Below are 26484 nucleotides of genomic sequence, written 5' to 3' on the forward strand. Positions count from 1 at the left end.
ATGATGTCTGTCGCTGTTAGTCGCGATTTAGCGTACCCTATAATTATACACTGCCAGTATCCAATCGGTAAACTGAGCGGCCCATGAACGATATAAATTCTATTTAATCGAACAAAACCTTCAATATTTGCAAATTTCATTCTCATGACGTCGTTGCTAAAGTGACTTTATCAGGCAAACACAGCGCATTGGACTAACTTTAGCTGATGGCGCAGGCAACGAGGTTTTTATGCAAATTATTCGTATCAATAAAGCGCAGGCTACGCAGGATGGTGCAGGCGTAAACATCACCCGGATTGCGGGCTTTGATGGTAAAAGTTTGGATCCCTTTTTGATGATCGATGAACTGAAATCAGACAACAGCAGTGACTACATGGCTGGCTTTCCACCACATCCACATCGCGGTATTGAAACTTTTACCTACATTCGTAAGGGCGGCTTTGAACATCAGGATCAGATGGGCAACAAGAAAGCCATTCGCGCCGGAGATGTACAGTGGATGAGTACCGGACGCGGCGTGATCCATTCGGAAATGCCACTGAGTGATGCCGAGCAGGGCATGCACGGTTTTCAGATCTGGCTCAATATGCCCGCCAAAGACAAAATGCGCGCTCCCCGTTACCAGGATACGACAGAGCACAAGGCTCCCGTCATAGTCACCCACTCTGGCGCTGAGCTCAAGGCACTGGCTGGAGAGTGGCAAGTTGAAGGGCAAACAGCCAGTTCACCGATAAATGACTTAGCAGGTAATGGTGCCATTGCAGATGTGGTTTTACCCCCTCAGCAACAGATCACGCTTGATATGTCGGGTTTTGGCAAAGTGCTGCTCTACATTCATACGGGTAGTCTGGCCGACACACGCCTGAGCGCCACTTATCAGCTGGAGCTTGACCCATCTCACCCTGTAGAGCTGCACAGTGGCGAGCAAGGAGCTGGCATGCTGGTGCTGGCAGGCCAGCCAATCGGGGAGAAAATTGCCCATATGGGGCCGTTTGTCATGAATACACAGGAAGAGCTACATCAGGCCGTGCGTGACTATCATGCCGGTAAATTCGGTAGCATTTAACGCATAGTCAGAATTAACCAAATTGAGAGGACAAGACAATGGGACGATTGATTGAAGGTAAATGGCATGATGTCTGGTACGATACTAAAAGTAACCAGGGTAAGTTTCAACGTGAAGACGCCCAGTTGCGCAATTGGGTAACCGCCGATGGCAGCGCAGGACCGAGCGGAGACAGCGGCTTCAAAGCCGAGTCTGGCCGCTATCATTTATATGTGTCGCTGGCATGTCCCTGGGCACATCGAACCCTGATCTTCAGAAAGCTAAAGCAACTTGAAGCCCATATTGACGTCTCTGTAGTGAGCCCGGACATGCTGGAACACGGCTGGACCTTTGACAAGGAGACGCTCAGCAGTGGTGACACGCTATTTGAGCACAGCTACATGCACCAGCTGTATACCCGCAATAAAACAGATTACTCTGGCCGTGTGACTGTGCCTGTCCTTTGGGACAAACACACCAACCGGATTGTCAGTAATGAGTCGAGCGAGATCATTCGCATGTTCAATTCGGCCTTCAATGAACTGACGGGCAACACCGATGATTACTATCCTGAAGCGTTGCGTCAGGACATTGATGAAATCAACGAGTTTGTATATCACAAAATCAACAACGGAGTATATAAAGCGGGGTTTGCGACAGAGCAAGCAGCCTACGAAGAAGCCGTAACAGCCTTGTTTGAAGCTCTTGAACAGCTGGAACAACGACTGAGCAAGCAGCGTTATCTGGTGGGCGATGCACTCACGGAAGCAGACTGGCGCTTGTTTACCACACTGATCCGCTTCGACAGCGTGTACCATGGCCACTTTAAATGTAACCTGAAACAGATCGAAGACTATCCGAATCTGGCAGGGTATATCCGTGAGCTATATCAGTGGTCGAACGTGGCCGAGACGGTGGATTTTTATCATATTAAGCGTCACTACTATTTCAGCCACACTATGATCAACCCAACCCAGGTTGTCCCTGTCGGCCCGGACATAGACTACACACAGCCGCATAATCGCGGATAATAGCTTTCAAGCCACTGTAATACCAATTTCACTTAATACCTGTTCAATTTGACGGAGCAAATATGGCGCTAACGGCGTTAAAAATTTCTTATTTAGAACAACTAAATAGCAAAATTTTTGCCTCGCCTACATGGATGTAGGTGCCTCAGCGATAGCAGGACGCGAGAGCGGTGTTATCGACCCTATTTTCTCGCCTCAAAATAGAACACTTAATTAAGCAAATTGGTATAAACCCCATTTACAGTGGCGTTTAAATACCACAACGACAGATCCCGCCACACGCATTCCGGTTCATATATCACTCTTCCTAATTTAAGGTTTGACTCTGCACTTTCGATAAAATTGCTGGAATAGGAAATCAATTGGTGTAAAATTAGCCATAGTCTAACGTGAGTTTTAAGGAGCGAAATCATGAAGGCAGATAAAGAAACCCGTAAAAAAGCCGCCAGTAAAATAGGTATCAGCATGGTAACGGGCGTAGCAATCGGTACAGCCATTGGTGTTTCATCGGAAAATATTGCCAATGGTGTGGCACTGGGTATCGCAATCGGCGTTGCAGTAGGGATGCTACTGGATATCAACAGTTAGACAGCACCGGAGTCGACTCAATCCACATGCTCGCTTATTTAAGATCAGCCGCAGTGCAGGGTTTGCATTTTTTGTTTGCGCAATATTCATTTTCTCGTTGCCTGGCTTGTCTTGTGGTCGTGTCTGCACTGAATTACTTTGGCTACTCTGTGGAGCAATTTTTCAGCCTGGCAACGCTAAACCTGTTGGTGGGGCTCAGCTGCTTAATCCTGATGAATGACTATAAACTGGGTTTGCCCATGTTTGGTGGTCCGCCTGACTACAAGTACCCTGACAAGCCTGAATTCAAGCAACGACGGCATACATGGTATGCCATTTCTACCTGTGTATTTTGGTGCTGTATTGGCATCCAGTCTGCGGTGCTACTGTTCCATTTTATCGCATAAGTTGTTTAGACACACAAACTTCACAGCTCAGTTATTTGCCGCTTATAGCTCAATCACTTATCATTTCCGCGGCGATTGCAAACGCTTTTTCCAGATTGCTGCGGCCATCTTGCCCGGACAATTTGTAGTGACTGGGACTATCAATATGAAAAGTCTGGTGCTCCTCCAGCATTTTGATCCTTAACATCTCGCGCTCTTTTGCACTCAGGTGATTCTCGTGTAACTTGTCCAGCTCACCAGTATCAAGCCAGATACCGCCACAGCCCGGACATTCGTCAATTTCAACGACGCGTAATGGACTGAAATAACGGCGCATCATTACGATATCGGGACATTTAGGGCAGTTGACTCGGTTACTTTCATCAGCGAGTGGAGCTGAAAACTGGCGTAAATGCTTAGCCAGCACCTCTGCACGCAAGTCAGCTGGATTGGTGAAATTAGCCAATACCTGGTTGTCAAAAAAGACGCCGCCACTGTGTTCAGATATAAACACCTCAATACCACCCACTTTGACCTTTTTCAATGGGTGTAAAGTTCTGGGACACTGCATATTCAAACTCCAATCTTCTAGTAATCTCTGTACTCATTACCGAGCCACAGAGCAAAATAGTATACTTTTTGTGTTCAGGTTTGCAAAATTCAAACACTAAGTGCCAAACTCCTTTGGTCTGTCAAAAAAGTACCCTTGCGCATAATCCACCCCCAGCTCACGGGCAATATCCAGTTGCTGTTGGGTTTCAATGCCTTCGGCCAGTACCTTACCGCCATACAGGTGTACCGTATCAACAACCTGTTTGATCTCCTCGATAATTTTAGCACCATAATCGAGCCGACTAATAATGGTAATACAGAGCTTTGCGACGTCGGGTTTCACGGCATTGATCAGGGCCAGCTCGAAAAAGCCACAGCCAACATCATCTAACCAGAAGGTGTAACCCAGCTGCCGCAGTTCAGCCATTTTCTGTTTGATGGGAGCCCAGTCCTCGACGGGCAGATGTTCTGTTAATTCGATGCAGATCAGGTGAGCATATGGATAGCAACAAAGTGTATCCGATACCTCTGCATCAAATAGTAATCCCGGAGATAGATTAACAGTGAGCCTGTTAGAATGACCTTCCACGGGCGCACAATCACAATGCTGCTGGTGCGCAGAAAAGTGTGTCATAAGCGCCAGCTTTTCCATATCAAATTGCCGCCCCTGCGCCATCGCGGCACCAAATAGTTTATCCGCGCGATGTAATTGTGACTCTTTCGGGCCCCGGATCAGGGCTTCATAGCCAAATATGCCCTCGCTTTGCACTAACTGAATTGACTGCCAATACGGGAGCAGGTTTTTGTTGGCAAAAACCCTCAGCAGCGCTTCTTTGCTATCCGGGTAGAGCTCGTTTAGTGCGCAGGCTGCCTCTGCACGAATAACCTGCTCTTCCCGTGGTTGCTCCGTCACGACAGCTGAACTAATCTGAATCTCCGCCTCATGGACAAGCTGACTATCCAGTTCTTTCAATAGGTGCTGTGCAACGTACTGACTACACGCACGCTCAGCCTGCGCCGGTGTATCAAACTGCGCGGATTCGAACCACAACTCGCCCAGCTCAAAAATATCTTGCTTCAGCCCTGTTGATTCGTTTTGCGACAGTAAAGCAACCAAAGCATGCCACACTTTCTGCGCAGTGGACTGACCGATACGGTCGATGATATCGGGCCATCCCGACAAAGAAACTAAGGTTAAAATACGCAAGCGCCCTCCGGGTAATTGCTGCAGGTGTCCGCTTGCAGTATAGCAGGGGAAATCGTAACCAGCCGGATCGGCCAATACCATTCCCTCTTACTATCTCCATAGAAACCATAAACATTTCAAATAACTAAAAGAGTGTTCTCAAAAACAGAATGCTTTATCCGGATCTTTGAGGCATCCACCCTAACGTTAAACTGTTACCATTTTCGGCATTACAAAAATCACTTTGGAGTAACATTATCATGGGCATGAAAAATACCGCGCGTAACTATGGCACAATAGCCAAATGGCTGCACTGGGGCACAGCGCTGTTATTTCTGGCGGCCTATGTGAGCGTCTATTATCGTCAGTGGTTTACCGACGCCCAAACTGCACAAAACTGGACCGCACTGCAACTGCACTTGTCTTTTGGTATTTCTATAGCGGTGATCGTCACACTCAGAGTTATCTGGCGATGGTTTAATACCACACCCGCAGCCGAGCCGGGAACCCCTATAGAGCACCTGGCAGCTCACTTTGGCCATTACGCCTTATATGCCGTGATCATCATTGCGCCACTCACGGGGTATATCGGCACAGGCGTGGACACCGAGTTTTTCTTTCTATTCGACATTCCTAAATTTGAAACTACCGCGGTATTTACTGTGCTCGTCGAGCACGGCATGGGACTGTCATTTGCCGAGTTTGAGCAACCCATAGATTTTATTCACAAGGAAATTCTGGGTGCCTGGTTGATTTGGATGCTGATCTTAGGCCATGCCGCAGCAGCGCTTTACCATCACTTTGTAAAACGTGATCGAACTTTGCTTAAAATGACACACGGTGGCGAGCGCTAAGCTCGCTTTAAGGCAACATTCTCGGTGAACTAATGACCAACAGAGGGAAATGAGTAAAATTTTAGCGTTGTTTTTCTATTTCTAAAACAGGTAAAATCCGCCCAAACAGGAGCACATTTATTAAGGAAAACAATGAAAAAGCTACTTTTACCCTGTGTTATTGCAGCAACGTTTGGTGCCAATGCCAACGAACAACAACTCCCACACACGTTCCAGGCAAATACCCCGGCTAAAGCTGCTGAGGTCAATGAAAACTTCAACTACCTGTTACAAGCAATTACCGCCGCGGATGACGATGCTCAAACGCAGATTAGTATAATCAGTGGTACGCTAACGCAGCTAGGACAAAGCTTAGAACAACAAAGCCAGACACTGACAGCAGCCAGTAATACGCTCATAACGCACGGTGGTAACATAAGTATGTTGCAGTCGCTGAGCAACACGCAATCTGAGCAGCTCAATCAGTTGCAAACAGCCTCGACTAATCACACGGTTTATTACGGCGAGCTGGCGAGCGCCCTGGCAGCCCAAAGCAGCAGCCTAAATGGGCTCAGTAGTCAGCTGAGCGACCTGCAAGCAGGTTTGCAAACAACCAACTCTCAATTAAGCTCAACCCAAGGTACAGTCCGTGCCCATGGTGAGTTACTGACAAGCCAGGGCACATCACTTGCCAACAACACCAACCAGATCACCCAGCTGAACGCCCAACAAACCGAGCAAAGTGCGCGCTTAACTCAACTAAAAGACCAGGTGTCTACTTTCAACACCACTCAGAGTACGCTCAATCAGGCAACCACTACCCAGATGAGTGCGCTCAATGCACAATTGGGCGACTTGGATACACAAGTGGCCAGGGCTGCAAACCAGGTCACGATAAATACCGGGCAAATTAATCAACTGTCGTTGGAAGCTGCAACTCAGCTGACAATCGTGACAGAGCTGGAAAATACCACAGCCAGCCACTCAAGCACCTTAACAGCCTTAACGACTGAACAATCCGCACTTTCAGCTAAGCAGCAAAAACTGGATCAGGACCTGAGCGCACTGGACACCGGTGTTATGGACCTAAGCAACGCCGTAAACAGCAACACCAGCGCCGTTGCGTCTATGAAAACATCAGTTGATTCGGTGCAAAATACCATGACACAGCACAGTGCCCGGCTCACTGAGTTGGAAAAAGAGCCAGAGCCATACCCAACCTATGATGAGATGATTGACCCTCATAAACCCGAGCATGAATTTGTCTATAACTATCGACCTGCTTCTCTTGGACAGGAAATAACAGTGGGTGATCGGCAGTATAGAATGTTCAGGCTTCCAGTTATAGACATGGAAACCAACCAGAAATATGGTATCGATATTCCTCTGGGTGGCCCTAGATATTACGCAAACTGGAATACAAATCACAATTGCCAAACCTTCAAGCATCAGCCATCAGTTGATATAGGAGGTGGTGCAAAGGCGGTTTTCTCAATCCGTCACGACGACTACCGCAACTATAACTTTAGTAGTGGTGAGTTAGAAACTCGGTACTATGGCACCAATGGAAGTGTCAGTGTAGACATCAAGATTGGTAACTATACCTGTTTCAGTTTTTGGGTAGGTGATAGCAAACGTTTAGATGAAGGACAAGCTGAAATCCAACCAAGCGATTACGATCTGACTGATAATGCCGAGTGGGTCACAAAAGGCGACAGGATGGATGAGTTCCCGGATATGAGTGAGTTGGGTCACTATATCCGTGTTGTTGCGCTATAAGGAAACCAGCATGATACGTATTCTTTTAATTTTGTGCCTGAGCCTGGTAGTAACGGCCTGTGGTGGTGGAGGCTCAGATAGCCCATCGTCCGGCAGTGCGGCATCAGACAGCCAAAACGCTGAAGATAAAGGTAGCACAAGCGGTGATACTGGTAACGGTGATACTGGCGGTGGTGATACTGGCGGTGGTGATACTGGCAGCGGTGATACTGGCAGCGGTGATACTGGTGGTGGTGATACTGGTGGTGGTGATACTGGCGGCGGTGATACTGGCGGCGGTGATACTGGCGGCGGTGATACTGGCGGCGGTGATACTGGCGGCGGTGATACTGGCGGCGGTGATACTGGCGGCGGTGATACTGGCGGCGGTGATACTGGCGGCGGATCGGGAGACAAAGATACCGTACCTGCTGAAAAGAGTCAGTGGGAAGCTGCCAGCTGGGACACGCTACAGTGGCAATAATGCAGTTACTTTAGGAAAAGATATGGGCTGTTAACAGCCCATATCTCAGCCAAATCAAAGCAGCCCTAGCTGCTTTGATTCGTGTTACCGTTTAGCGCGTACAACCGCTGTCGACGCCAATTTGCTTCCAGACGCCCCAGGTACCCGACTCGCTTGGCACATCACCACGCGTCCACCAGCGTGCTTCATACTTAAAGCCCTGGTACGTCACCTGATCTGGCTTATCATACACTTTGCTTGCATCCCAGTTGCCCGGACAACCCGTGTCACCACCTGATGTAACTGTCGCAGTGGCGTTAGCACTGTAGTTCACCTGACTTTCTTCCAGTGTGAAGTTCAGCATCACACCCGCAGTTCCGCTGCGGCTTGCACCAAATTCAACACCGACCTGACAACTCTGGTTTGCCGTCAAGGTGCTCGCGCTACACGTATTTACCGGATTAACCAGACCAGATGTCACGCCGCTGGTGGTCAGGTTGACTGACTTAAAGCTAAAAGGCGTATTGCCTGAGTTGGTGATAGTGAAGGTATGAGTTTTGGTTTCGCCGACTTTAAACCCTGTGAGGATATCGTTTGCCTTGAACGACACAGACACCGGCTCAGCACCGCCTTTCACACTGTCAATCCAGCTACGCAGCGCCGCCACATCTGAGTACACGCCATATTTTTCCGGGCGGGCACAGCCAACACCCCAGCTGACAATCCCCAGCTGAACGACCTGACCACCGGAATTCGCAACAATAGGGCCACCACTGTCACCGCTACACGAATCTTTCTGACCCTGAGGGTAACCTGCACAGAACGCCACACTGCCGACATTCTGATAGGCACCGCCGGATTGACGACATACCTGATCAGAAACAAGTGGTACGTCTACTTCATACAGATTGGTAGGACGGCTCCCCCCCTCGCTCAGGCGACCAAGGCCCGCTACTGAGATTAGATCACCAACCCGTACATATTGCTCAACATTCCCCTGAGCTAATGCAACCGAGCTGCCCTGAGTAGGTGTGCGTACCAGTTTAAGTAATGCAACATCATGGTTCAGGGTGCTGCTGTTATATTGGGGATGTACGTACTTTTCAGCCACAGCAATGCGGTCACCATCATTGCCACCAAGTAAAAAGCCCGCGACCTTAACATTCAAAAAGCGCGCTGACTTATTGTTAACACAATGTGCAGCCGTCAATACGTAACCATCACCCACATAACTGCCGCCACAAAACGCGGTGGTCCCGTTAGAATTAAGGATCTGGGTGTAGAATGGCCAGTCTGCGGTGTTAGCTGGATTACCACCGACAATTTCAGGCTCATAATATTCAGGGCTAATGCTATCAAGTGCGTGTTCACCGACACTGGCCGGCTGAGCGATAGCTACGGCACTCAGGCCCAGCCCCAGCGAAACAGACAGCGCTGTCATTGAGAATGTATTTTTAACCTTTAACATGTATATACCTTGTTTTTCCTTTATTGGGAACCGACAAATATAAACAAAAAGTTTACACTCGCAAACAAAAAAACAAAGTGACTCATTTTTCTGTCAATGCTCCGCGTCCGTAGATCAGGTCTGATAGCTAAAAAGGACCTCACAGGTTTTGCGGCTCATTAATTGGATAGCGAGGTGCCCTTTACCCTATGAAAGTAAAGCTAAGCTCCCCCGGCTCAGCAGGGAGTAAAGTGATAGGAATCCCGGCTCTTCTTTGACCTGTATTAAGTCAACCTCAAGCTATGACATGAATTCACTGTTGCTCAACACAAAACTGACCACTTTTCATTAAATTAGTGTTACATTTCTATATATAAATGCGCCAAAAGCGAAAGGAGTGGATGTGTTATCCCTCTGGGGGCATCCGGTTATAAGCAGTTAGCAAGCAACTGCAACAATAAATTGAATGGTAAAGCAGATGGAAATTGAAGATAACTATAAAGCGCTACATGCATTGATCCAAGAGCAATGCGCAGCAAAAGAATTTCACCTTAAGAAGAAGCTTTCAGGTAAATCCGGTGATTCGGTTTACCTGTGCGACATAATAATCGATAACCCATCCTACTCCGGTTTCGCAGTTATAAAATACAGCACCAACCACCCACAATATTCAAAAGATGAATTCGCGGCCCATCAACTTGCAGCAAAAACACTCCCTGAATTTGCTGAGCAACATATTCCAAAGTTGATCAAAAAAGTTGACGGTGACAATCAGTCGGCTTTCATTATGACGATTGCAGGTAACGGGCTGTCACTCACTGAAGAACTGGCCAGCCTGACGCATGATATTCAAAGTCAGATTATGTGCCATATATCTGAACTACTGCTAGAAAAATGGCACACAGGAAGTATCGCTGCAGAATGCTCCGCACAAACAGTGCTGTCAAACTGGCTCGACTACCGCATTGGAGAGCAAAGCACACTCCCAAAACTCCTTGCTGACTTGCTGGATATCTCGGCTCAGGAAGCGTCTTTTTACTTTGCGGGCAAATCTTTTACCAACCCCTTTTTCCATGCAAAGACCCCGGGGTTGCCGCTAGGTGATATCAAATTAAGGCCACTTGAAGGATATATGCATGGTGACTTACACGGTCATAACTGCTTATATGGAGGACAGGACAGAGGTAAGCAAAGTGCTTTCTTAATTGATTTTGAGCAATTTAAAGAAGGTGTCCCGTTATTCTTTGACCATGCCTATCTTGAATTTTCTTTGCTGCTCAATAATCATACTGAATTATCCATACAAGAGTGGACCAGTGTTATTGATCTGCTGACTGATATCGAAGAGAAAAAAATCTCAGATACCATTGATATAGATGGTGAGATATATAACAGGGTTCGGCAAATTCAGCGCTACCGTAAAAGTATCAGAGATTGGGTCACCAAACACTACAGCGCCAGGTTCGAGGATGTGTATACACAAATCTTACTGGCCAGAGTGGCCGCGGGCCTCAATTTTGCCAATAAGGGCCGCCTGGCAGATGACGACGAGCAATCCAATAAAATGAAGGTGTTCGCTTTCCTTTATGCCGCAACCAACCTGAATCACCTGTACAAAACCAAAAAAGTAGCGATTGATGAACCGCAAGTAATTGCCCAACCTGTATTTGCAACGCCCATTGAGAACAATGAGGTTATAGAGCCCCTGTGGAAAGAATGTGATTACTTTCACCGTCATAAAGCCAAATATCTGCTGATCGCCGGATCTAAGCTCAATAACCTGAGCGCCGAACATGCCGAGTTGCTCACCGCACTGCCTTGGAATCTGGTATTAGATTTTGACACTGAACGTAATGGTTTACTTGGCAAATCAGAGCAGTACATAAAAAATAATAAACCCTGGAAGCGGTACTTTCCGGAACAAATTGATAATACACTTGAAACTGACATCCTGGTCTGGCTGAGTATCAATGGCCATGAGTTGGACGTTAGCTCTATATATAACGGGTTTAAAGCCTGGCGCCGGACGGTGCCCAATAAACTGCGAGTTTTGAGTGAAGAGCTCGCCAAACATACTTCAGTATTGCCGGTAAATCTGGTAGTCATTGCTGATAAAACGGAGTCAAACAAGACGGATAAGATCATCGAAGCACTCGATGAATATTTGGGGGATAAGCTCAAAGTGGTTGTTCTTTGCGACGACGACGACGAACAGCAAGCCTACGAGGAACTTGGCAGCAATCTTGAGTTAGACGAATTTCAGTGTATCCAGTGTCCCTCTCAGGATTTTGTTAAAAGTATTTCGCAGTACTACACCTTACCCTCTCAAAGTGACAAAGTGCTTATTCCAAGCCTAAGCTCCCACAACAATGAATTTTCTAAAGTCGAAGTACCAAAAGAGCTTTATGCACTCAGTTCGAAATGCTTGACCATATTACACCCGGGCCTGGTCCAAGACAAAACTGGTATTGGGCAATTTCGTAAAGGACATAAAATTTCCTGGGCCGAATTAGAACAGGACCTGGCAATTGAAATGCCTCAGGATAGCAAAATCATCAAACAGGCTAGTGGAGCTCTCAAGAAAAACAGTTACGAGAAATTTACCATCTACCACCCACCGGGGTCGGGCGGCAGCACAGCAATCAGAAAAGCAGCCTGGCGCCTGAAAGATGACTGGCCAGCTGTAGAAGTAATTAAAAACAGTGTCAACATCCATGAATATATTGAGAAAATATATAATTTAACCAATCTGCCAGTGCTTGTTGTTGTCGATGGCTCAGTACTAAATTCAACCGAAAAGGAAAAGCTGGTTAATGAATTGAAAGTTCGCGGCGTGATTCACTTATTGCTGGAGTCGGAACGCGGATCCATTACTCCCGCGAAGAAACACAAAGCCGCACTTGCGGTGCCCTGTCCTTTAGAGCTGAAAGATGCCAGGTTATTTTGTAATTATTACACTGCGATTTCAGACCCATCAAGACATGTATCATTGGAAAACCTCACCAATGACGAAAATATGGCTGCGTATCGACAGCCTTTCTTCTACGGCTTTTATGCGTTCGAAGATGAGTATGGGAACATAGAAAGCTTTATTGAAAATTCAACAAAAGACCTCCCGGATGACAAGAAGCGATTGCTGTTATGGGTAGCTTTGATCTCTCGTTACACACAAGAAAGCCTGCCTAAGAGCTTTCTTAATGTGATGCAGGGCAAAGAAGCAAGCAGCGCATTTCGGATCAAAAATGTATTTGGCTCAAGCGCTGAACCACTTTTTAAGGAAAAAAATAACTCTGTCAGCATCATTCACCCCATAATTGCGCAACAACTGCTCTTTAAATTGCTGGGCAAGCATGAACCCATAGCCTACCCGGAGAGACTGCGCGACGCATGTATTGCCTTGATAGACAGTCTCAGCACCAATAAGCTTTGTAACGAAGACAAAACGGGCCAGATCCTCCAGGGGTTATTCATATTCCGTCAGTCCGGAGGTAACCAGGACAGTGGCAACAAAGCCAAGTTTTCGGAGCTTTTACAAGAGATAAAAAGCCCTAACAAGCAACACAACGTGCTTAAGCATTTATGTGAAAAGTTCTCCGATGAGCCTCACTACTACAGCCATTTTGGCAGGCATATAAACTATGATAACAGCCGAGATAGCAATGAAGCTATCCGCTATTTTGAGCGAGCCATAGAACTGGATTCAGAAAATGAAGTGCACTATCACGGCCTGGCCATGGTATACAGCAACTTAGTTATTGCCACTCTTGACGACATTTCGAGAAATCCGGAATCGCAACAAGGGCATCGTATTCGGGCTATTGAAGTCATTGAGCGGATTGAGAAGAATTATGAGCAATCTAAAAGCTTCTTTAAAAAAGCGTATGAATTTACCTGGAAATCTGAGCACGCACTGGTTTCTTATACCAAATTAATTGAAAGAACAGTGGATGCAATATACAGACAGAGTAAACCTGCTGATACCGCGCATGGCGAATATAAATATTGCGACTTCTTTAAACAAAATAACCAGGCTGCCAAGTGGTGCCGAGAAGCATTGGAAGAGCTGGAGTGGGCAATTTCAGAGCTAAAACAACTCCAGGCCGAAGGTGAAATGTCACACCATGCGGAGGAAAGAATTTCAAGAGTTCCCAAATATTATGATGACAAAGCAAGTCTGATTGAGGGGCTATCAAGCCTGATTGCTTCACATGCGGATATCGACCATTCAAACACACGCAGACTGCTGGCCAGCACGTACTTCAAGATCCATGAAGAATCAGGTCTGACAACTCAGAAACTCAGCAAAGTTGTAGAATTAATGGAAAACAATATTGCTGGTAACAATGGGGATGACCGGGATATTAAGTATTGGTTTAGAGCATATCGCATGCTGCCTAACTTTTCATATCCGGAAGCCATAGATAAAATTGAGGCCTGGGAACAACTTAAAAGTTCTCTGCAGGCATCATACTACCTCTATATTCTGCACTACTTTTTCTATCAACAGGGGGTAGGACCCAGCCAACAGAAGGCAAAAGATTATATTGAAAAGTGTAATAGAAACCTCTCCATATCAACGACAAGTAAAAAGTCATTTGAATGGGAGTCGTCAGACAACACAAGAGTACTTCCGCTTGTAAACTCAAATGAGCTTGGCAAATGGGATGGCTTTTTTGAGCATACAAAAAAACTCAGACGAGTCACAGGTATGATTCTTTCCGTTGAAAGCCATGTTAAAGGAACTATCCGCATTAATGGGTTCGAGGCATTTTTCGTACCTAAGAGCGAATTCACAACGGATGATGTCAACACGGAAGTCAGTTTCTATCTGGGTTTCAGTTTTGAAGGACTCAGGGCCTGGAAAGTAGAAAAGCAAAAACGTTCATAACACGTTTTACGTAATATAGGCGTGGCTCCTGACATAGAGGTTCATGTGTCGGGAGCACGCTGCGTACTGCGTTTAGCAAAAACAACGGTTAGATATAGGCTAGCTGTAATAAGGAAAAAACAACCTGACCCGGGCGCCCGGACCATCCGGGTTATTATCCAGTTTAATACTGCCTCCGTGAGAAAACATGATCTGCCGACACAGAGCCAGCCCTATACCACTGCCTTGTGCTTTCGTTGTGTAAAACGGCACAAACACATTTTCCGGATTTGAGATCCCAGTCCCGTTGTCGACCATCGTCAGGACCAGCTGACTCATTTGAGTGGAGGAGGAAAAGGTGATTTCGGGATGCTGATCCGACGGTACCGCTTCCAGCGCATTCTTGGTCAGGTTAAGTAAGATCTGTTCGAACTGTTGTTTATCGACCATCACAGTAGCAGACTCATCGACCGCAAACCGCCAATGGATCTCAGGATAAAGCGCTTCCAGTGTCTGGGTGACAAAACCCAACTTAAGTGGGGTCTTATTGGACTGGGGTAAGTGCGTCAGGCGAGTGTAGCCTTCGAGGAAAGTGCTGAGTGAGTCTGCCCGCTCGCTGATGATCCCCACCCCCTGACGCAGGCTTTGTGCAGACGGCAAATTATCTTGCTGAGCCAGGCGTTTGTTGAGCTGCTGGGCGATAGTACTGATCGGGGTCAGCGAATTGTTTACCTCGTGACTCAACACCCGCAGTAACCCCTGCCAGGCAGTGCGTTCTTTTTCCATTAGCAAGCGCTCGGCATTACTGATGATTAAGAACTGATGGGTTTTGCCATCGCTGATAAATCGCTCTCGCAGCACCAGATACTCTCCACTGAGCCGGCCATCATCCAGTGTCACTATTTTGTCCTCACAGGCCATCAGCTGCTGGCCCAGTGTACTGCTGGTGAGTTTCAGCGGATGCTCTGCACTGGGCTTATGCGTTAAGAGTACCGCCTGAGCAGGCTGATTGGCCATAATCACGCGCTCGTGCTCATCCAGCACCAACACCATGGCATCCATTTGATCGATAAATTTATCCAAGAGCAGGCGGGACTCCACCGCCATGGCTTTATGATGACTCAGACTCTCTGCCAGCAGATTCACCTGGCTCAGCAACTCAGACATTGCCCTGTCACCACTAACCCGACCTCGTAACGAATAGTCGCCAACGGTCATCGCCTCTATCAGATTTGTCAGGGTTCTGAGTTGATGCGCCAGTAAGACTTTACTCGCCACGACCAGATAGCAAAACAGCAAGCCAAATACAGTGGCAATAAACACCACTAAGTAACTATTCCAGCCCGCCATATGCAAACCCGTAATCATCAGCAGATAACACGGCAGACACACCGCAATGATCAGGCGTTGCAGGCGGGTCAGTCCAAACCTGGGTTCTTCAGGCACCATTACTCTGCCACCCCAAACTTTGCCAGTCGACGGTAATATCCACTGCGACTCAGCCCAAGTGAACGGGCCGTTTCACTGGCATTACCTTTATGATGGCGCAGTCGCTGGCGCAGCACGGCTTGTTCGATTTCATCCAGCGTCAGGTCTGGGTTATCAATATTTTGCACCTGCTCTTCAGCTGTCGCAACAATTGCCAGATCTTCGGGCATAATCAAGGCAGAATTGCAGACAAACAAGGCTCTTTCCAGCACATGACGCAGCTCCCGAATATTGCCGGGCCAGTCATAATTGTGCAGTGCGACTGCCGCTTCCTCACTCAGTGTTGGCTCAGGTTTATTGTATTTAGCCGCAAACTGCGCCAAAAAGTAGTCGCTCAGCGGTGCGATATCTTCCGCTCTTTCTCTGAGAGATGGCACTCTGAGTTCAACGGTATTGAGCCGGTAGTACAGATCCTGACGAAACGTCCCCGCCTGAATATGCGCAGGTAAATCGCCATTGGTGGCTGAGATCAGGCGCACATCAGCAACCTGAGACTGGCTGCTGCCAACGGCCTCAAACTTACGCTCCTCCAGCACACTCAGTAGTTTGGCCTGCTGTGACAGCGGTATATTGGCTATCTCATCGAGAAACAAGGTGCCATGACGGGCCATTTCGAAACGCCCTGCCCGCGCAGCCTTAGCATCGGTGAACGCCCCTTTGACATGGCCAAACATCTCGCTTTCAAACAGGCTTTCAACAATCGCGCCCATATTTGCCGTGACAAAAGCCTGTTCAGCCCGCGCAGAGCATCGATGCACATAGGCCGCCAGCATGCTTTTTCCGGTACCATTATCGCCTGTGAGCAAGATGTTCATATCGCTTTGCGCCAGCTGCTCAAGCTGTGTCAGAAGCTGTTGCATCGCCTGAGAGTGCGCCACGATTTCATCGCGAGCTTGCGGATGAGCCGCCTGTTGCAACAGGCGGTTTTGTTGTTTAAGACGCTCATTCAGCCCTTGCGACTGCGCCAGTGTGATATGTGTTTCCAGTGTATGTAGCAAACGTTCATTGTCCCAGGGCTTTTGCACAAAATCCTGAGCACCACTGCGCATCGCATCCACCGCCAGTTCTATGGTCGCCCAACCGGTCATCATGACAATCGGCAGCCGACTATCCAGCTCTCTGAGCTCAGAGATTAAAGCCAGTCCCTCCTGGCCTGAAGTCGTATCCTTACCAAAATTCATGTCCAGCAAAGCGCAGTCAAACGACTGCACTTTGACTTTCTCTAATGCGGCCTGAGCAGTGGTGACACAGCTCACCTCGTACCCTTCGTCCTGCAACAAAAAAGATAAGCCCGCAATGACGTTCATATCATCATCGGCCACCAAAATATGCCGTTTTATGCTCATGCCGTATTTATACTTCCTTCATTTTAAAGCCGCTATTCATAACGCAGCGCTGAACTCGGTTCAAGTTTTATCGCCCTGCTGATGGGCATATAAACTGCCAACAGCACCACCAAAGTCAATGCAATGCTCACTAAACAAGCCATCACAAAATAGGCGCTGACCGGAAACAGGCCTTCAGTGAAACTCTGAAACCCCATTGCAATCACGCTAAACAGGAGCAACGCCAGCCCCAGGCCAATCAACAATTGCGTCGCTCCCTGGCGCATAAACAGCGCAATGATAGTGCAATCACGAGCCCCCACAGCCCGGCGAATGCCGATTTCATGCGTTCGTTGTGCCACCGCATTGGCTGTCAGACCATAGATGCCAATCACCGCCAGTGCCAGTGCAAAAGCGCCCGTTGCGAAGGTCAGGTGAGAAATAAACCTCATTGACTCACGCATCTTGTCACGATTTTTAATCGCTGGCATCACGGTTTGTGTCACGTCCAGGTTAGGCGCCGTGTTATACATGGCACGGTAGAAAATCTCCTCCGCATTCGTGGTGCCAGGCAAGATACGATAGGAAAGCTTTTGAAGCGTTTGCACAAACTGGCTACCACTGAGATATATTTCATCGGCTGAATCCAGCCTGCCGAACAGAGATTTCGGATTCATCAGGTTCGACACCACACCGACAACGTACACCTGTTCACGGTTCCCTTCGATCTCCATCACAAAATGTTGCTCCAGTGCCGATTCTCCTGGCCAGTATCTTTGGGCCATTGAGTCACTGATGATCACGACCTTACGTTTGTCCGCCGTGTCGGCCCGGTTAAACAATCGCCCTTCAAGCAAGCGGACCCCAGTAGTCTGGAAATCACCAATCATCGAGATGGTATCTATCTCAGTGCCTGTTTGCGCTTGGTCAAATTCCTGATCCGAAAAATGTACCTTTCTTGGCCCCAGCCACTGCGCAACCGATACATGAGTGACGGCACTGTGATTTTGCACTTCGTCCATTAATGCATAGGTCAGATTCAGACGTTGCTGCGCGCTTGGATAGGTCCGTTCAGGCGTGCTATAGCGAGTGCTCATCACATTCTGATAGTCATCGCCCAAATCAATATTAACAAACTTGTTGGCGATCAGCGCCGATACAGAGCCTATTAGCATCAGCAGTGCCACCAAAAACACTTGTGTGGTTACTAAAATTCGCGATAAACGGCCTGCTTTTCGGCTTTGCGCCCCCCGTGTTCCGTCTCTGAGTGTGGCATTGATATCTTGTCGGGTGCTGCGCCAGGCCGGTAAAAAAACAGCCATAAACAAAGTACCCAGCATATAAACCAGTGCCATCATCAGGGTTGCACCATCCAGGCCATAACGCCACCAGAATAGTCCGGCGCCAGGTAACCAGGAGCGCAGCCCCACATTGACATAATCCAGTAAGGCACCGACCAGACAAACGCTTAAGAAAGTGCCCAGCACAGTGATCAAAATACCTTCCCACATCAGCTGGCTGATCAAGCGCCCGGAACTGGCTCCCAGTGCATTTCGGATGGCGGTTTCTTTTTGTTTTTCCAGTATTCTGGCCAACAGCAGATTGCCGACATTAATACAGGCCAATAGCAATACCACCCAGGAGATCGCGCTCAGAAATAAAAACACCGTTGCGCCTTCGCCTCCGGTCTGAGCCATTTGAAAAGTCAGAATACGCGCCTGCTTTTGTACAGCTTCCATGCCATAGCTTTGCTGATTTTGCAGCTGTAAAGAGCGCAGCACCTGAGTGATTTCACGCTCGGCGTGTGCAACCTCTACGTCCTCTTTTAGTCGGATATAGACGTTGAACTGCTCACTGATCGGAGCCTGCACATCAAAGATGTTATCCTGCAAAGGTAACCAGATACGGGCAATATGCGGAAAACGGTAGCCTTGTGGCATAATTCCGACAACTTCCGTTTGTACGCCGTTTAGCTCAATAGCCCGGCCAAGCAACTGAGGATCGCGATTAAACTCATCTGCCCACATTTCTTCGCTGATCACAGCCACAGCCGGGGCGCCGGGCAGGCTATCCAGGGCAGTAAAGGTCCGTCCGGCCAATGGTTTAGTTCGGCTGAATTCAAACATACCAGCCTGAACAGCAGCGCCGAAAAAGTTTCGCCCGGCCTCCCCTTTACTCATTCGCACATCCTGATCGCGGTAAACCCCAAGTTCCGAGAAGACCGACACGCCCTGTTTGACGGCCATAAATTCGTTGGCAGTGAGCATGTCGAACTCACCGTCGTTATACACAGCAAGGCGCTGCGCAGTTTCGCCTTCTGGCAAAGGCAACGGCTTGTAGATAGTGGTATACAAAAATGAGAACGTGAACAGTGCTATCGACAAACCGCCCAATAATACCCCGAGCGTCATAACGGTAAATTTCGGCGACTTATAAAGCTGTCGCAACGCGTATTTTAGATCCAGCATCATGGCCATCATAATGCCTCCAGATCGGCGGTGACCTGAGTTGTCGGGCGTGGCGCTTGTGTATTGCGGATGTCGCCGACCAGACGACCATCGAACATTTCGAGGCTACGACCGGCACGCTGCGCCGAAGCAGGGTCGTGCGTAACCATACAAATGGTGGCGCCTTCACTGTGTAACTTGTCAAACAGCGTTAGTACCGCCGTTGCATTCTTTGAATCCAGGTTCCCCGTCGGCTCATCGGCCAGAATTATGGCTGGATCATTCACCAGGGCTCTGGCAACGGCAACACGCTGCTGCTGACCGCCCGAAAGCTGTGACGGGAAATGTGCAGTACGATGACCCATCTCGACTTTCTGCAACACTTCCTGTGCTTTTGCCTGCATCACTTTGCGACTGATACCAGATTGATAGCTCAGTGGCAGCATCACGTTCTCTTCTACCGTCAGATCTGAAATCAGATTAAACGACTGAAAGACAAAGCCAATTTGCTTACTGCGAATGGCTGCGCGCTGATCGCGAGAGAGCGCAGACACATCTTGGTCGCCCAGCATATAGCGCCCCTTTGTGGGCGAATCGAGTAAACCCAGTAAGGAGAGCAGGGTTGACTTGCCGCACCCGGACTGGCCCGTCAGTGAGATATACTCGCCCTTGTTGATACTCAGATTAATGCCATGCAGTGCCTGGGTCTCAATTTCGTCGGTGTAAAAGCTTTTTGTTATATTTTCTAATGTTATGAGTGCGCTCATGAATGACTCCGTTTCAGAGCCAACAGGGTGCAATAAACACCTGCTGTTGGCAAGGTTAAGGCGTAATACCTGTCGTTATTGATAACGACTTTGAGTATGTGATACCGCGTGTTTAATTCAGTTTGATTTCGGCATGATCCTGCCAGTCACTGCTGTCGGAAATAATGATTTCATCGCCGGCTTTGAGCCCAGAGACAATCTGTACCTGATTGACTGAAACCTTGCCCAGCGCCACCACCGTTTTATGTGCAAAGCGACCAGCCTGATCGAGCTTGTAGAGTTGTATCTGGCTGGATTTTGGCGCATAAGTTGGACGCCGGACGTATAAAGCATTGCTGAGATGACTCACCTGGATCTGTGCATCGACAGTCAGCTCAGGGCGCGCATCCGCAGGCAAATCACGCGGCAAAGCAACATCAACCTGGACCATACCATCCACCACGGCCGGATCGATGCGTGTTACCGTACCGGCTATTTCATTGTTGCGGGTATCCAGCATGACAGACTGGCCAGTCTCTATGTCCTGAACTCTGACTTCGGGCACTTGCAGCTCGGCATACAAATTCTGTTGCGAAGCTATCAGTGCGATACTGCCGCCCAGACTGACTTGCTCGCCCAACTCCAGCGAAATTTGCTGCACGACACCGGCTTTGTCGGCGTGCACCAGCAGTGCATCAACCTGCTCCTGCATCCGTCTGAGGTTGTTCTCCAGCAGACCAAACCGAGCAGTTTGTGCCGCCTTAGTTGCTTCAATTTCAGCACGCATTTTGTGCGCCTTTTGCTTTGCTGCCTGCCACTTTTGCTGTTCGCGCTTTACCGCCAGCTGACTTTTCTGATAATCAAGCTGCGACACAGTGGCATTCCCTTGCTCTATCAGCAGCGTTTCGGCATCCAGTTTTAGCTTTTCAGCCTGATAGCCCAGATCGGCTGATACCACCTGATTGTCGAGCCCCACCAGTTGCGATTCCAGCGCCACTATTTTTGCATTGTTTTCGGCTTTCGCCGCAGCCAATTCCCAGCGGGCCTGGTCAAGCTCCCGCTGTAACTGCGGGTTAGACAATTTAAGCAGCAGCTGCCCCACCTGGACCTCGGCACCGGCTTTAACCAGCACCTGCTCTACCCGACCCGACACCTGCGCCGCCACCCAACGGATCTCGGCAGGCTTTAGTACACCAGTGGCCCTAATATTGACCTGAAAGTCGCCCTGCTCCACCCTGGCCGTCACCACAGTTTCCCGGTCAACAAAATACGACGCATCGCCACTAAACTGTCGTATTCCGTAATAACCCAACGCCAGCGCCAACACCGGCAGTAAATAACCCAACTTTTTCCAACGTGCAGGCTGTTTAAGATCTCTTTGTATGTCCATTTTGCCTCTGTGCTTCGAAATGTGTTTGCTACAGAGATTACAAGCTACGTGCCAGAATAAAACACCATTTAAGATGTTGTTTTATAATAGCTTTTAATTTTCATCACTCAGAACAAACAAAGAGGTGTGTCGATTTTGAGACAGGTGAAACTATGAGGTGTGCCAGAAGTGAGACAGGTGTTAAATTGAAAAGGAGTAAGAAGGCGAAACGAAGCATGCCTTCGTTTCTATTGTGCTGGTGCAAACATAACTAGTTATATAAACTTGCAAACCTGCAGCTTTTGCCTTCACATATCTCTTTCATTGCTTTTTTGCAGTGCGGTGCCACGTCTTTGGGATAGTCAATTTCCGCATTTTTCATCGCGAGCACACTAAGCACCCCGACTTGACTCTCATAAGTGGCAGGCAAGTCCACACCGATCTGGCTACCACCCAAGTGTTTGTGCGCCCAGTCGGGCACCCCTATGATCATGTCCCCTGTCAATTCCAGGTCCTGCTCTAAAAAATCACGATTGTTTGGGAATAATGAAGGCCTGCTATTTACTGTGTAATCCACGGAAATCCGAAATGCATAACCTGCATCTACAAAGTAAGTCTCGGATGCATCAAAAGGATGCTTATATAAATTCAGGGTCGACTGATGTTGCGACACGGAATAGGGAGTAAAACAATTTTCCAGCTTAATATTCTCACCAAAAAAGTAGCTGCATCCGCTTAGTAATGACGCAGCAACACACAAAATGGTCATTTTATTTTTTATTATCATAGGATTACCTCGTTTACCAAATCCATTTTACACCACCAAGAAATGGCTCTTTGAAAACCGGTTGGACACTCACAGCGTTCCTGAATTAAAACCAGGTGAAGGATACATTCTTCTTTCACCCAAAACACTAAGTTGAATGTTCAAGAAACATAAAAGCCTGCCTCACAATTGGCCTTTCGTAAGTATAAGACACAGCAACTTAGCATCGAAGCAATTTATTTCAATGACTTACATTTCTGTAAATGACAGATAGTGCTGGTTAATCTGTGTAGAGTCGAGAGCTTGATGAGTAATGCCTATAGTCTGCCAGGACATTACAATTGCGGTTATTACCACCCACATCTGCCTCGAACCTTGTTTAGCAACGGGTGCACTTTCGTTTGGCTAAAGCGATGCAAAGACTACGGTTTCTGCTGAAATTCCTCACCCATGAAGCCACCTCTCGCGGTTTCTCGCTCAATTAAGTCTATATAGCACTCTCATTCATAAACTGAGACCCTAGAAAAGAGACAGACAACGCTGAGTGTCTGTGCTTTGTGTTCGTCAACAACGCTTACATTAACAACCACCTCGTACACCCCCTGGTAAGGGCACTCAGGTATTTTTTTCAAATACCTAGGAACAAGATCATTGATACTTTCAACTGCCTTCCCATTTTCTTTCTCATAAAGCTCTGCAGCTTCAATGATTAAGTATTTATCAAAATCAAATTTAGTTTTTTTTCCCTCAGACAATGTGTCAAAATCAACGCATTGAGCCATAAAAAACAATAAAATAAGCGAAGAAAAAAATAGGAGTTTCATTTTATCTTCCTCCTTTATAAAAGTCATACTCAGGCTGTGGATAATCCTTCAAAGTTGGAAACTCAATAGTACCCATTTCATCTCCACATCTATAAAAACAACAACGCAGACATATATGGACGCTCCAGCGATGTCAAGCCGAGTAGCCTGCGGGATAGCGAATTTTCGTTATCCCGTTCGTTATGTTACCCGTGTTGCCATACCTGATGCTTGGTCCAGTCCGCTATAAATGTGTTGCTCTGACATATATCCGAGCTTGACTGGTTTACTAGGTGTCTGTGTTTTGTTGTTTGCGACCCGACGTGGTTGCCTGACAAATGAATATAGCGGTGAAGCGACCCTGCCAATGCAACATGCAAAGGGGAGTAAGGCTTGCTGTGTCGAAATCACAACACCTTGCCAAATAGGAAAAAAGTGGGTCTAATAATACGCATAAATAACATTGTTCGGGCAGGGAATGAGTCACGTTGTAACGGTTTAAGTCACAAACGGTTCAAAACAGAAGCTACTCATCAAAAGTAAATTCCCATAGCATAAACCACACCAGCCGGATAGGGTGTGCAGGTAGCGGCCCAGTTCAACAAACGATTATGCGTACTGCGTACGCATAAATACTAAAGCGTTAGGTGTTTATCGATGATTCGAGCAATCGTTTTTATTCTTGCCCTCAATTTGGCTGCTTGCTCAACTATGCAACCCACTTCGAAGTATAGAAACGTTTCCGGAGTAAAAGTTGAATCAACAATACCCATCAAAATCGCCGAACAAATTATTAACTATATCGCAAAGTGTTCAGACTTTAGCTGTATCACTAGTGATGAGCATAAATGGATCTTGAATTGGTCCAACGTCTATGAATACGATAAGCCTTACACAATAAGCTTTAATTCTAGAAATAATTTTAAAGTAAAAAATAAGAACGTTTACTTAGTTGAACTAGATGTTAAAGACCATTACGTTCATCTGTCATACTATATTGTCGAAGAAAATGGATACTTTAAAATTATTGGTATTTCACATGGCGAAGTTGGCTAAAAACACCTAACAAGCCAATACATAGCAAACAACGCAGACACACATTCAAAAACTTGTCTGCCAACCTAAAAAAGAGACAGATAACTCTGGGTGTCTGTGTTTTGCTGTTTGTGTTTTACTGTTCACTCGCCATGTGCGAGAAAGTTTAACACGTCGTTCAACTTGGATTCGAACCTATGTGGCACGTAATCAAATTTGGAAATATGCCCCTGACATATGGAAACTGAAGTCTGCTGCTTTTTTAGAAAAAAGATATACTCATTGCTAATACTGAAAGGTATACCACAATCTCCTCTTCCATACCCTGTTGTCACACTTATTCTGCTCGGTGTTTCAGATTTTAAATTTTCCGTTACTAAAATTTCGGCTTGTACACCGTAACTGTCCTGGGCTACTTGCGAATTTGAATACTTTAGCTCTTGTAAATGAATGACTTTCCCTATGAACACTCGGTCTGAGTTTAGAACCCGGCTACTTAAAGCAGGCTCCGAGCATGAGCACGCATTCGCTTTTGCGCTCAATAAAATAAGCGTAACGATTAGTAAGGTAGTTCGCATGGTTTTCCTCTAAATATTCTGCAAAAATGCCACGACTCTGAGACCCGATGCCTAGCTTGCTCAGCTTCGAACTTATTCACGTTTTCACATGAAACATTCCCTCCGGCATCCACTTTAAATCTTGTTTGGCAATGGGTGCACTTTGGTCCAGATAAAAGTACACTCTTTTTAGGTGGCTGTCCTGGTAAACAGCTTAATATTCTCACCGAAAAAGTAGCTGCACCCGCTTAGTAATGACGCGGATACACACAAAATGGTCGCTTTCTTTTTTATTATCACCGTTCTCTCCTTAAGGCATCAAGTTGTTAACATGGAATACCACAATTAAACTATTTTAAAAAAAACTTTTTTTGATAGAATTAAGCCAATAAAAAATAAAATTATTTTTGCAAAATCGCTTTATCATAATAAAAAGGAATGTTCATTGCGATGAATAAAAAGAAATTGACCATCCGAAGTTGTATGTTTATGCTTGTTCCTGCGTTGTCCGCCAATGCAAGCGAAGCTCCTCCCGAGCATATATTTCTTAAACCCGGTACCATTCAGTTGGGTTCTGACAGATCTATAGATCGTACAGATACTTCAGCATTTAGTTTCCGCACCAAAGCAGCAACCAATAAAGAAGGACCCCGTCAGCGCGAGCGTGCATTACTCTACTTCAATGGCATGTTTACAGATAATGATGCACTCGACATAAACACGCCCGCAATCAGAAGTGCCATGAGTTACCAATTCGATGTATTTGAGCATGTCTCCAATGAAAATGAATTTACTACCACACAACTTGCGGAAGTACTTGCTCAGAAAAGACAAGAAGAAAGTCACCTCCCCGAAGCAGGCTTCTGGACCAACGCTGCCTACTACCTTTTAGGTGGAGTATTTTTAGAGCCTTCTGGATTTACTGCAGACTTGATAGATGAATTTAATCAGCCGACCGATCAAGATCTTGAAACCATGATTAGAACAACAATCAATTATATCAATTCAGGTTTCAATGTGGTTATTTTGGCCCACTCTCAGGGGAACTTTTATGCGAACTCCACCTATAACGAAATTGCCAGAAGATATGGAGACACCTTTCTCAGACACCTTGAGGTCGTTGCTGTCGCTACGCCATCCTCGGTAACAAGTGGAGGAGGACCTTACACCACCAATAGCTATGACAAAATCATCAATGGTGTACGAAAACTTAGACCTGAACATCTAGAGCCTAAGCCTGCGAATATCACAATTCCAATTATCGGGGATAAAAGCGGGCATGGATTAGGTGAAACCTATATAAGGCAGGACCCTTTATCTCTCGCCCACCTAGAGTCCAAAGAGAAAATTCGACAAGATGTGATTAATGCATATGAAAAAATGGAAGCACTAAAAGAAAATGAAGACGATGGCGGGAATACCCCCACTTCATCATGCACCCATAACGGTGAGAGGTATTCCGTCACTTTTGATGGATTTGAAGAACATACGCCTTCCCACACACAAAATGACACATTTAGTGGTCACAAACGTACATTTTGGCCACCGGTAGGAACTAAATTCAATTTGGTACTAGAGGTTTGGGGGGCTAGTCCATCCAAACTTTATAACAATGTACAGTTTAATTGGAAGTTTGGAAAATACTCCCACGTTTATAAAAAAGGCGTTCTCAACAATACATTTTCCGAATCAAACGAATTTTACTATAACCCTGAAACTGATGGAAACTTTACCATTGGAGTTAGACACTTAGCAACTGACGAAGCTGCATATTCAGTAAATTGGAGAGCAACACTTTCGTGTGTTAATTAAG

Annotated in this window: 20 protein-coding genes; 10 read left to right on the forward strand and 10 right to left on the reverse strand. The window is 46.9% G+C overall.

Translation table 11 applies throughout. The annotated features are described in order from the left end of the window. The first annotated feature begins 229 nt into the window (after positions 1-229). From NH568_RS03070 to NH568_RS03085, 4 genes are all read left to right on the forward strand, one after another. On the forward strand, positions 230-1066 hold the full coding sequence (locus tag NH568_RS03070) for a pirin family protein (protein ID WP_253044525.1): 837 nt from the start codon (positions 230-232) through the stop codon (positions 1064-1066). 38 nt (positions 1067-1104) lie between these two features. Beyond that, complete coding sequence (locus NH568_RS03075) at positions 1105-2076, forward strand: glutathione S-transferase family protein (protein WP_253044526.1); 972 nt, start codon at positions 1105-1107, stop codon at positions 2074-2076. Between the two features lie 411 nt (positions 2077-2487). Continuing rightward, positions 2488-2664, forward strand: a complete 177-nt coding sequence (locus NH568_RS03080) for a hypothetical protein (protein ID WP_171045266.1) — start codon at positions 2488-2490, stop codon at positions 2662-2664. A gap of 71 nt (positions 2665-2735) precedes the next feature. Next, positions 2736-3050, forward strand: a complete 315-nt coding sequence (locus NH568_RS03085; RefSeq protein WP_253044527.1) for a hypothetical protein — start codon at positions 2736-2738, stop codon at positions 3048-3050. Positions 3051-3099: 49 nt separating this feature from the next. Here the strand turns inward: NH568_RS03085 and NH568_RS03090 are convergent, their stop codons facing one another. Next, positions 3100-3600 carry a zf-TFIIB domain-containing protein gene (locus NH568_RS03090; RefSeq protein WP_138550930.1) on the reverse strand — a complete coding sequence of 167 codons (501 nt, stop codon included), beginning with the start codon at positions 3598-3600 and terminating at the stop codon, positions 3100-3102. A gap of 96 nt (positions 3601-3696) precedes the next feature. Then, on the reverse strand, positions 3697-4869 hold the full coding sequence (locus tag NH568_RS03095) for an EAL domain-containing protein (RefSeq protein WP_253044528.1): 1173 nt from the start codon (positions 4867-4869) through the stop codon (positions 3697-3699). 158 nt (positions 4870-5027) lie between these two features. On the opposite strand from NH568_RS03095, the gene NH568_RS03100 reads away from it, so the two are divergent. The 3 genes from NH568_RS03100 to NH568_RS03110 all read left to right on the forward strand — a co-directional run bounded on the left by NH568_RS03100 (position 5028) and on the right by NH568_RS03110 (position 7842). Continuing rightward, the gene (locus NH568_RS03100) at positions 5028-5621 is read left to right on the forward strand and encodes a cytochrome b (protein WP_253044529.1); all 594 of its coding nucleotides are present in this window, start codon (positions 5028-5030) and stop codon (positions 5619-5621) included. A gap of 132 nt (positions 5622-5753) precedes the next feature. Next, the gene (locus NH568_RS03105) at positions 5754-7379 is read left to right on the forward strand and encodes a hypothetical protein (protein ID WP_253044530.1); all 1626 of its coding nucleotides are present in this window, start codon (positions 5754-5756) and stop codon (positions 7377-7379) included. Between the two features lie 10 nt (positions 7380-7389). Further along, positions 7390-7842: a hypothetical protein gene (locus NH568_RS03110; RefSeq protein WP_253044531.1), complete on the forward strand. Its 453-nt coding sequence runs from the start codon at positions 7390-7392 to the stop codon at positions 7840-7842. Positions 7843-7933: 91 nt separating this feature from the next. On the opposite strand, the gene NH568_RS03115 is transcribed toward NH568_RS03110, so the two are convergent. Next, positions 7934-9289: a trypsin-like serine protease gene (locus NH568_RS03115; RefSeq protein WP_253044532.1), complete on the reverse strand. Its 1356-nt coding sequence runs from the start codon at positions 9287-9289 to the stop codon at positions 7934-7936. A 457-nt stretch (positions 9290-9746) separates the two neighbouring features. On the opposite strand from NH568_RS03115, the gene NH568_RS03120 reads away from it, so the two are divergent. Next, the gene (locus NH568_RS03120) at positions 9747-14156 is read left to right on the forward strand and encodes a hypothetical protein (RefSeq protein WP_253044533.1); all 4410 of its coding nucleotides are present in this window, start codon (positions 9747-9749) and stop codon (positions 14154-14156) included. A 99-nt stretch (positions 14157-14255) separates the two neighbouring features. On the opposite strand, the gene NH568_RS03125 is transcribed toward NH568_RS03120, so the two are convergent. The 7 genes from NH568_RS03125 to NH568_RS03155 form a co-directional block, all read right to left on the reverse strand. After that, on the reverse strand, positions 14256-15584 hold the full coding sequence (locus tag NH568_RS03125) for an ATP-binding protein (RefSeq protein ID WP_253044534.1): 1329 nt from the start codon (positions 15582-15584) through the stop codon (positions 14256-14258). Then, positions 15584-16969, reverse strand: a complete 1386-nt coding sequence (locus tag NH568_RS03130; RefSeq protein ID WP_253044535.1) for a sigma-54 dependent transcriptional regulator — start codon at positions 16967-16969, stop codon at positions 15584-15586. The genes NH568_RS03125 and NH568_RS03130 overlap by 1 nt, the downstream gene beginning before the upstream one ends. A gap of 32 nt (positions 16970-17001) precedes the next feature. Beyond that, complete coding sequence (locus NH568_RS03135) at positions 17002-19428, reverse strand: ABC transporter permease (protein WP_253044536.1); 2427 nt, start codon at positions 19426-19428, stop codon at positions 17002-17004. Beyond that, on the reverse strand, positions 19425-20162 hold the full coding sequence (locus NH568_RS03140; protein ID WP_054016253.1) for an ABC transporter ATP-binding protein: 738 nt from the start codon (positions 20160-20162) through the stop codon (positions 19425-19427). Before NH568_RS03140 ends, NH568_RS03135 begins: the two co-directional genes overlap by 4 nt. 112 nt (positions 20163-20274) lie before the next feature. Beyond that, positions 20275-21531 carry an HlyD family efflux transporter periplasmic adaptor subunit gene (locus tag NH568_RS03145; protein WP_253044537.1) on the reverse strand — a complete coding sequence of 419 codons (1257 nt, stop codon included), beginning with the start codon at positions 21529-21531 and terminating at the stop codon, positions 20275-20277. A gap of 250 nt (positions 21532-21781) precedes the next feature. Next, positions 21782-22297 carry a hypothetical protein gene (locus tag NH568_RS03150; RefSeq protein ID WP_253044538.1) on the reverse strand — a complete coding sequence of 172 codons (516 nt, stop codon included), beginning with the start codon at positions 22295-22297 and terminating at the stop codon, positions 21782-21784. Positions 22298-22776: 479 nt separating this feature from the next. Then, a complete protein-coding gene (locus NH568_RS03155; protein ID WP_253044539.1) occupies positions 22777-23100 on the reverse strand; it encodes a hypothetical protein in 324 nt (107 codons plus the stop codon). A gap of 636 nt (positions 23101-23736) precedes the next feature. Between NH568_RS03155 and NH568_RS03160 the strand changes: the two genes are divergently transcribed. Then, positions 23737-24135, forward strand: coding sequence for a hypothetical protein (locus NH568_RS03160; protein WP_253044540.1), 399 nt, complete (start codon positions 23737-23739; stop codon positions 24133-24135). Between the two features lie 986 nt (positions 24136-25121). Continuing rightward, on the forward strand, positions 25122-26483 hold the full coding sequence (locus tag NH568_RS03165; RefSeq protein ID WP_253044541.1) for a hypothetical protein: 1362 nt from the start codon (positions 25122-25124) through the stop codon (positions 26481-26483). Position 26484: the final 1 nt, after the last annotated feature.

This window comes from Pseudoalteromonas sp. XMcav2-N, assembly GCF_024124545.1.
In the GTDB taxonomy this organism is placed as follows: Bacteria; Pseudomonadota; Gammaproteobacteria; order Enterobacterales; family Alteromonadaceae; genus Pseudoalteromonas.

Coding starts and splice junctions, on each gene's coding strand:
- NH568_RS03070 (WP_253044525.1), top strand. CDS start 230: ATGCAAATTATTCGTATCAATAAAGCGCAGGCTACGCAGGATGGTGCA.
- NH568_RS03075 (WP_253044526.1), top strand. CDS start 1,105: ATGGGACGATTGATTGAAGGTAAATGGCATGATGTCTGGTACGATACT.
- NH568_RS03080 (WP_171045266.1), top strand. CDS start 2,488: ATGAAGGCAGATAAAGAAACCCGTAAAAAAGCCGCCAGTAAAATAGGT.
- NH568_RS03090 (WP_138550930.1), bottom strand. CDS start 3,600: ATGCAGTGTCCCAGAACTTTACACCCATTGAAAAAGGTCAAAGTGGGT.
- NH568_RS03095 (WP_253044528.1), bottom strand. CDS start 4,869: ATGGTATTGGCCGATCCGGCTGGTTACGATTTCCCCTGCTATACTGCA.
- NH568_RS03100 (WP_253044529.1), top strand. CDS start 5,028: ATGGGCATGAAAAATACCGCGCGTAACTATGGCACAATAGCCAAATGG.
- NH568_RS03105 (WP_253044530.1), top strand. CDS start 5,754: ATGAAAAAGCTACTTTTACCCTGTGTTATTGCAGCAACGTTTGGTGCC.
- NH568_RS03110 (WP_253044531.1), top strand. CDS start 7,390: ATGATACGTATTCTTTTAATTTTGTGCCTGAGCCTGGTAGTAACGGCC.
- NH568_RS03115 (WP_253044532.1), bottom strand. CDS start 9,289: ATGTTAAAGGTTAAAAATACATTCTCAATGACAGCGCTGTCTGTTTCG.
- NH568_RS03120 (WP_253044533.1), top strand. CDS start 9,747: ATGGAAATTGAAGATAACTATAAAGCGCTACATGCATTGATCCAAGAG.
- NH568_RS03125 (WP_253044534.1), bottom strand. CDS start 15,584: ATGGTGCCTGAAGAACCCAGGTTTGGACTGACCCGCCTGCAACGCCTG.
- NH568_RS03130 (WP_253044535.1), bottom strand. CDS start 16,969: ATGAGCATAAAACGGCATATTTTGGTGGCCGATGATGATATGAACGTC.
- NH568_RS03135 (WP_253044536.1), bottom strand. CDS start 19,428: ATGATGGCCATGATGCTGGATCTAAAATACGCGTTGCGACAGCTTTAT.
- NH568_RS03140 (WP_054016253.1), bottom strand. CDS start 20,162: ATGAGCGCACTCATAACATTAGAAAATATAACAAAAAGCTTTTACACC.
- NH568_RS03145 (WP_253044537.1), bottom strand. CDS start 21,531: ATGGACATACAAAGAGATCTTAAACAGCCTGCACGTTGGAAAAAGTTG.
- NH568_RS03150 (WP_253044538.1), bottom strand. CDS start 22,297: ATGATAATAAAAAATAAAATGACCATTTTGTGTGTTGCTGCGTCATTA.
- NH568_RS03155 (WP_253044539.1), bottom strand. CDS start 23,100: ATGAAACTCCTATTTTTTTCTTCGCTTATTTTATTGTTTTTTATGGCT.
- NH568_RS03160 (WP_253044540.1), top strand. CDS start 23,737: ATGATTCGAGCAATCGTTTTTATTCTTGCCCTCAATTTGGCTGCTTGC.
- NH568_RS03165 (WP_253044541.1), top strand. CDS start 25,122: ATGAATAAAAAGAAATTGACCATCCGAAGTTGTATGTTTATGCTTGTT.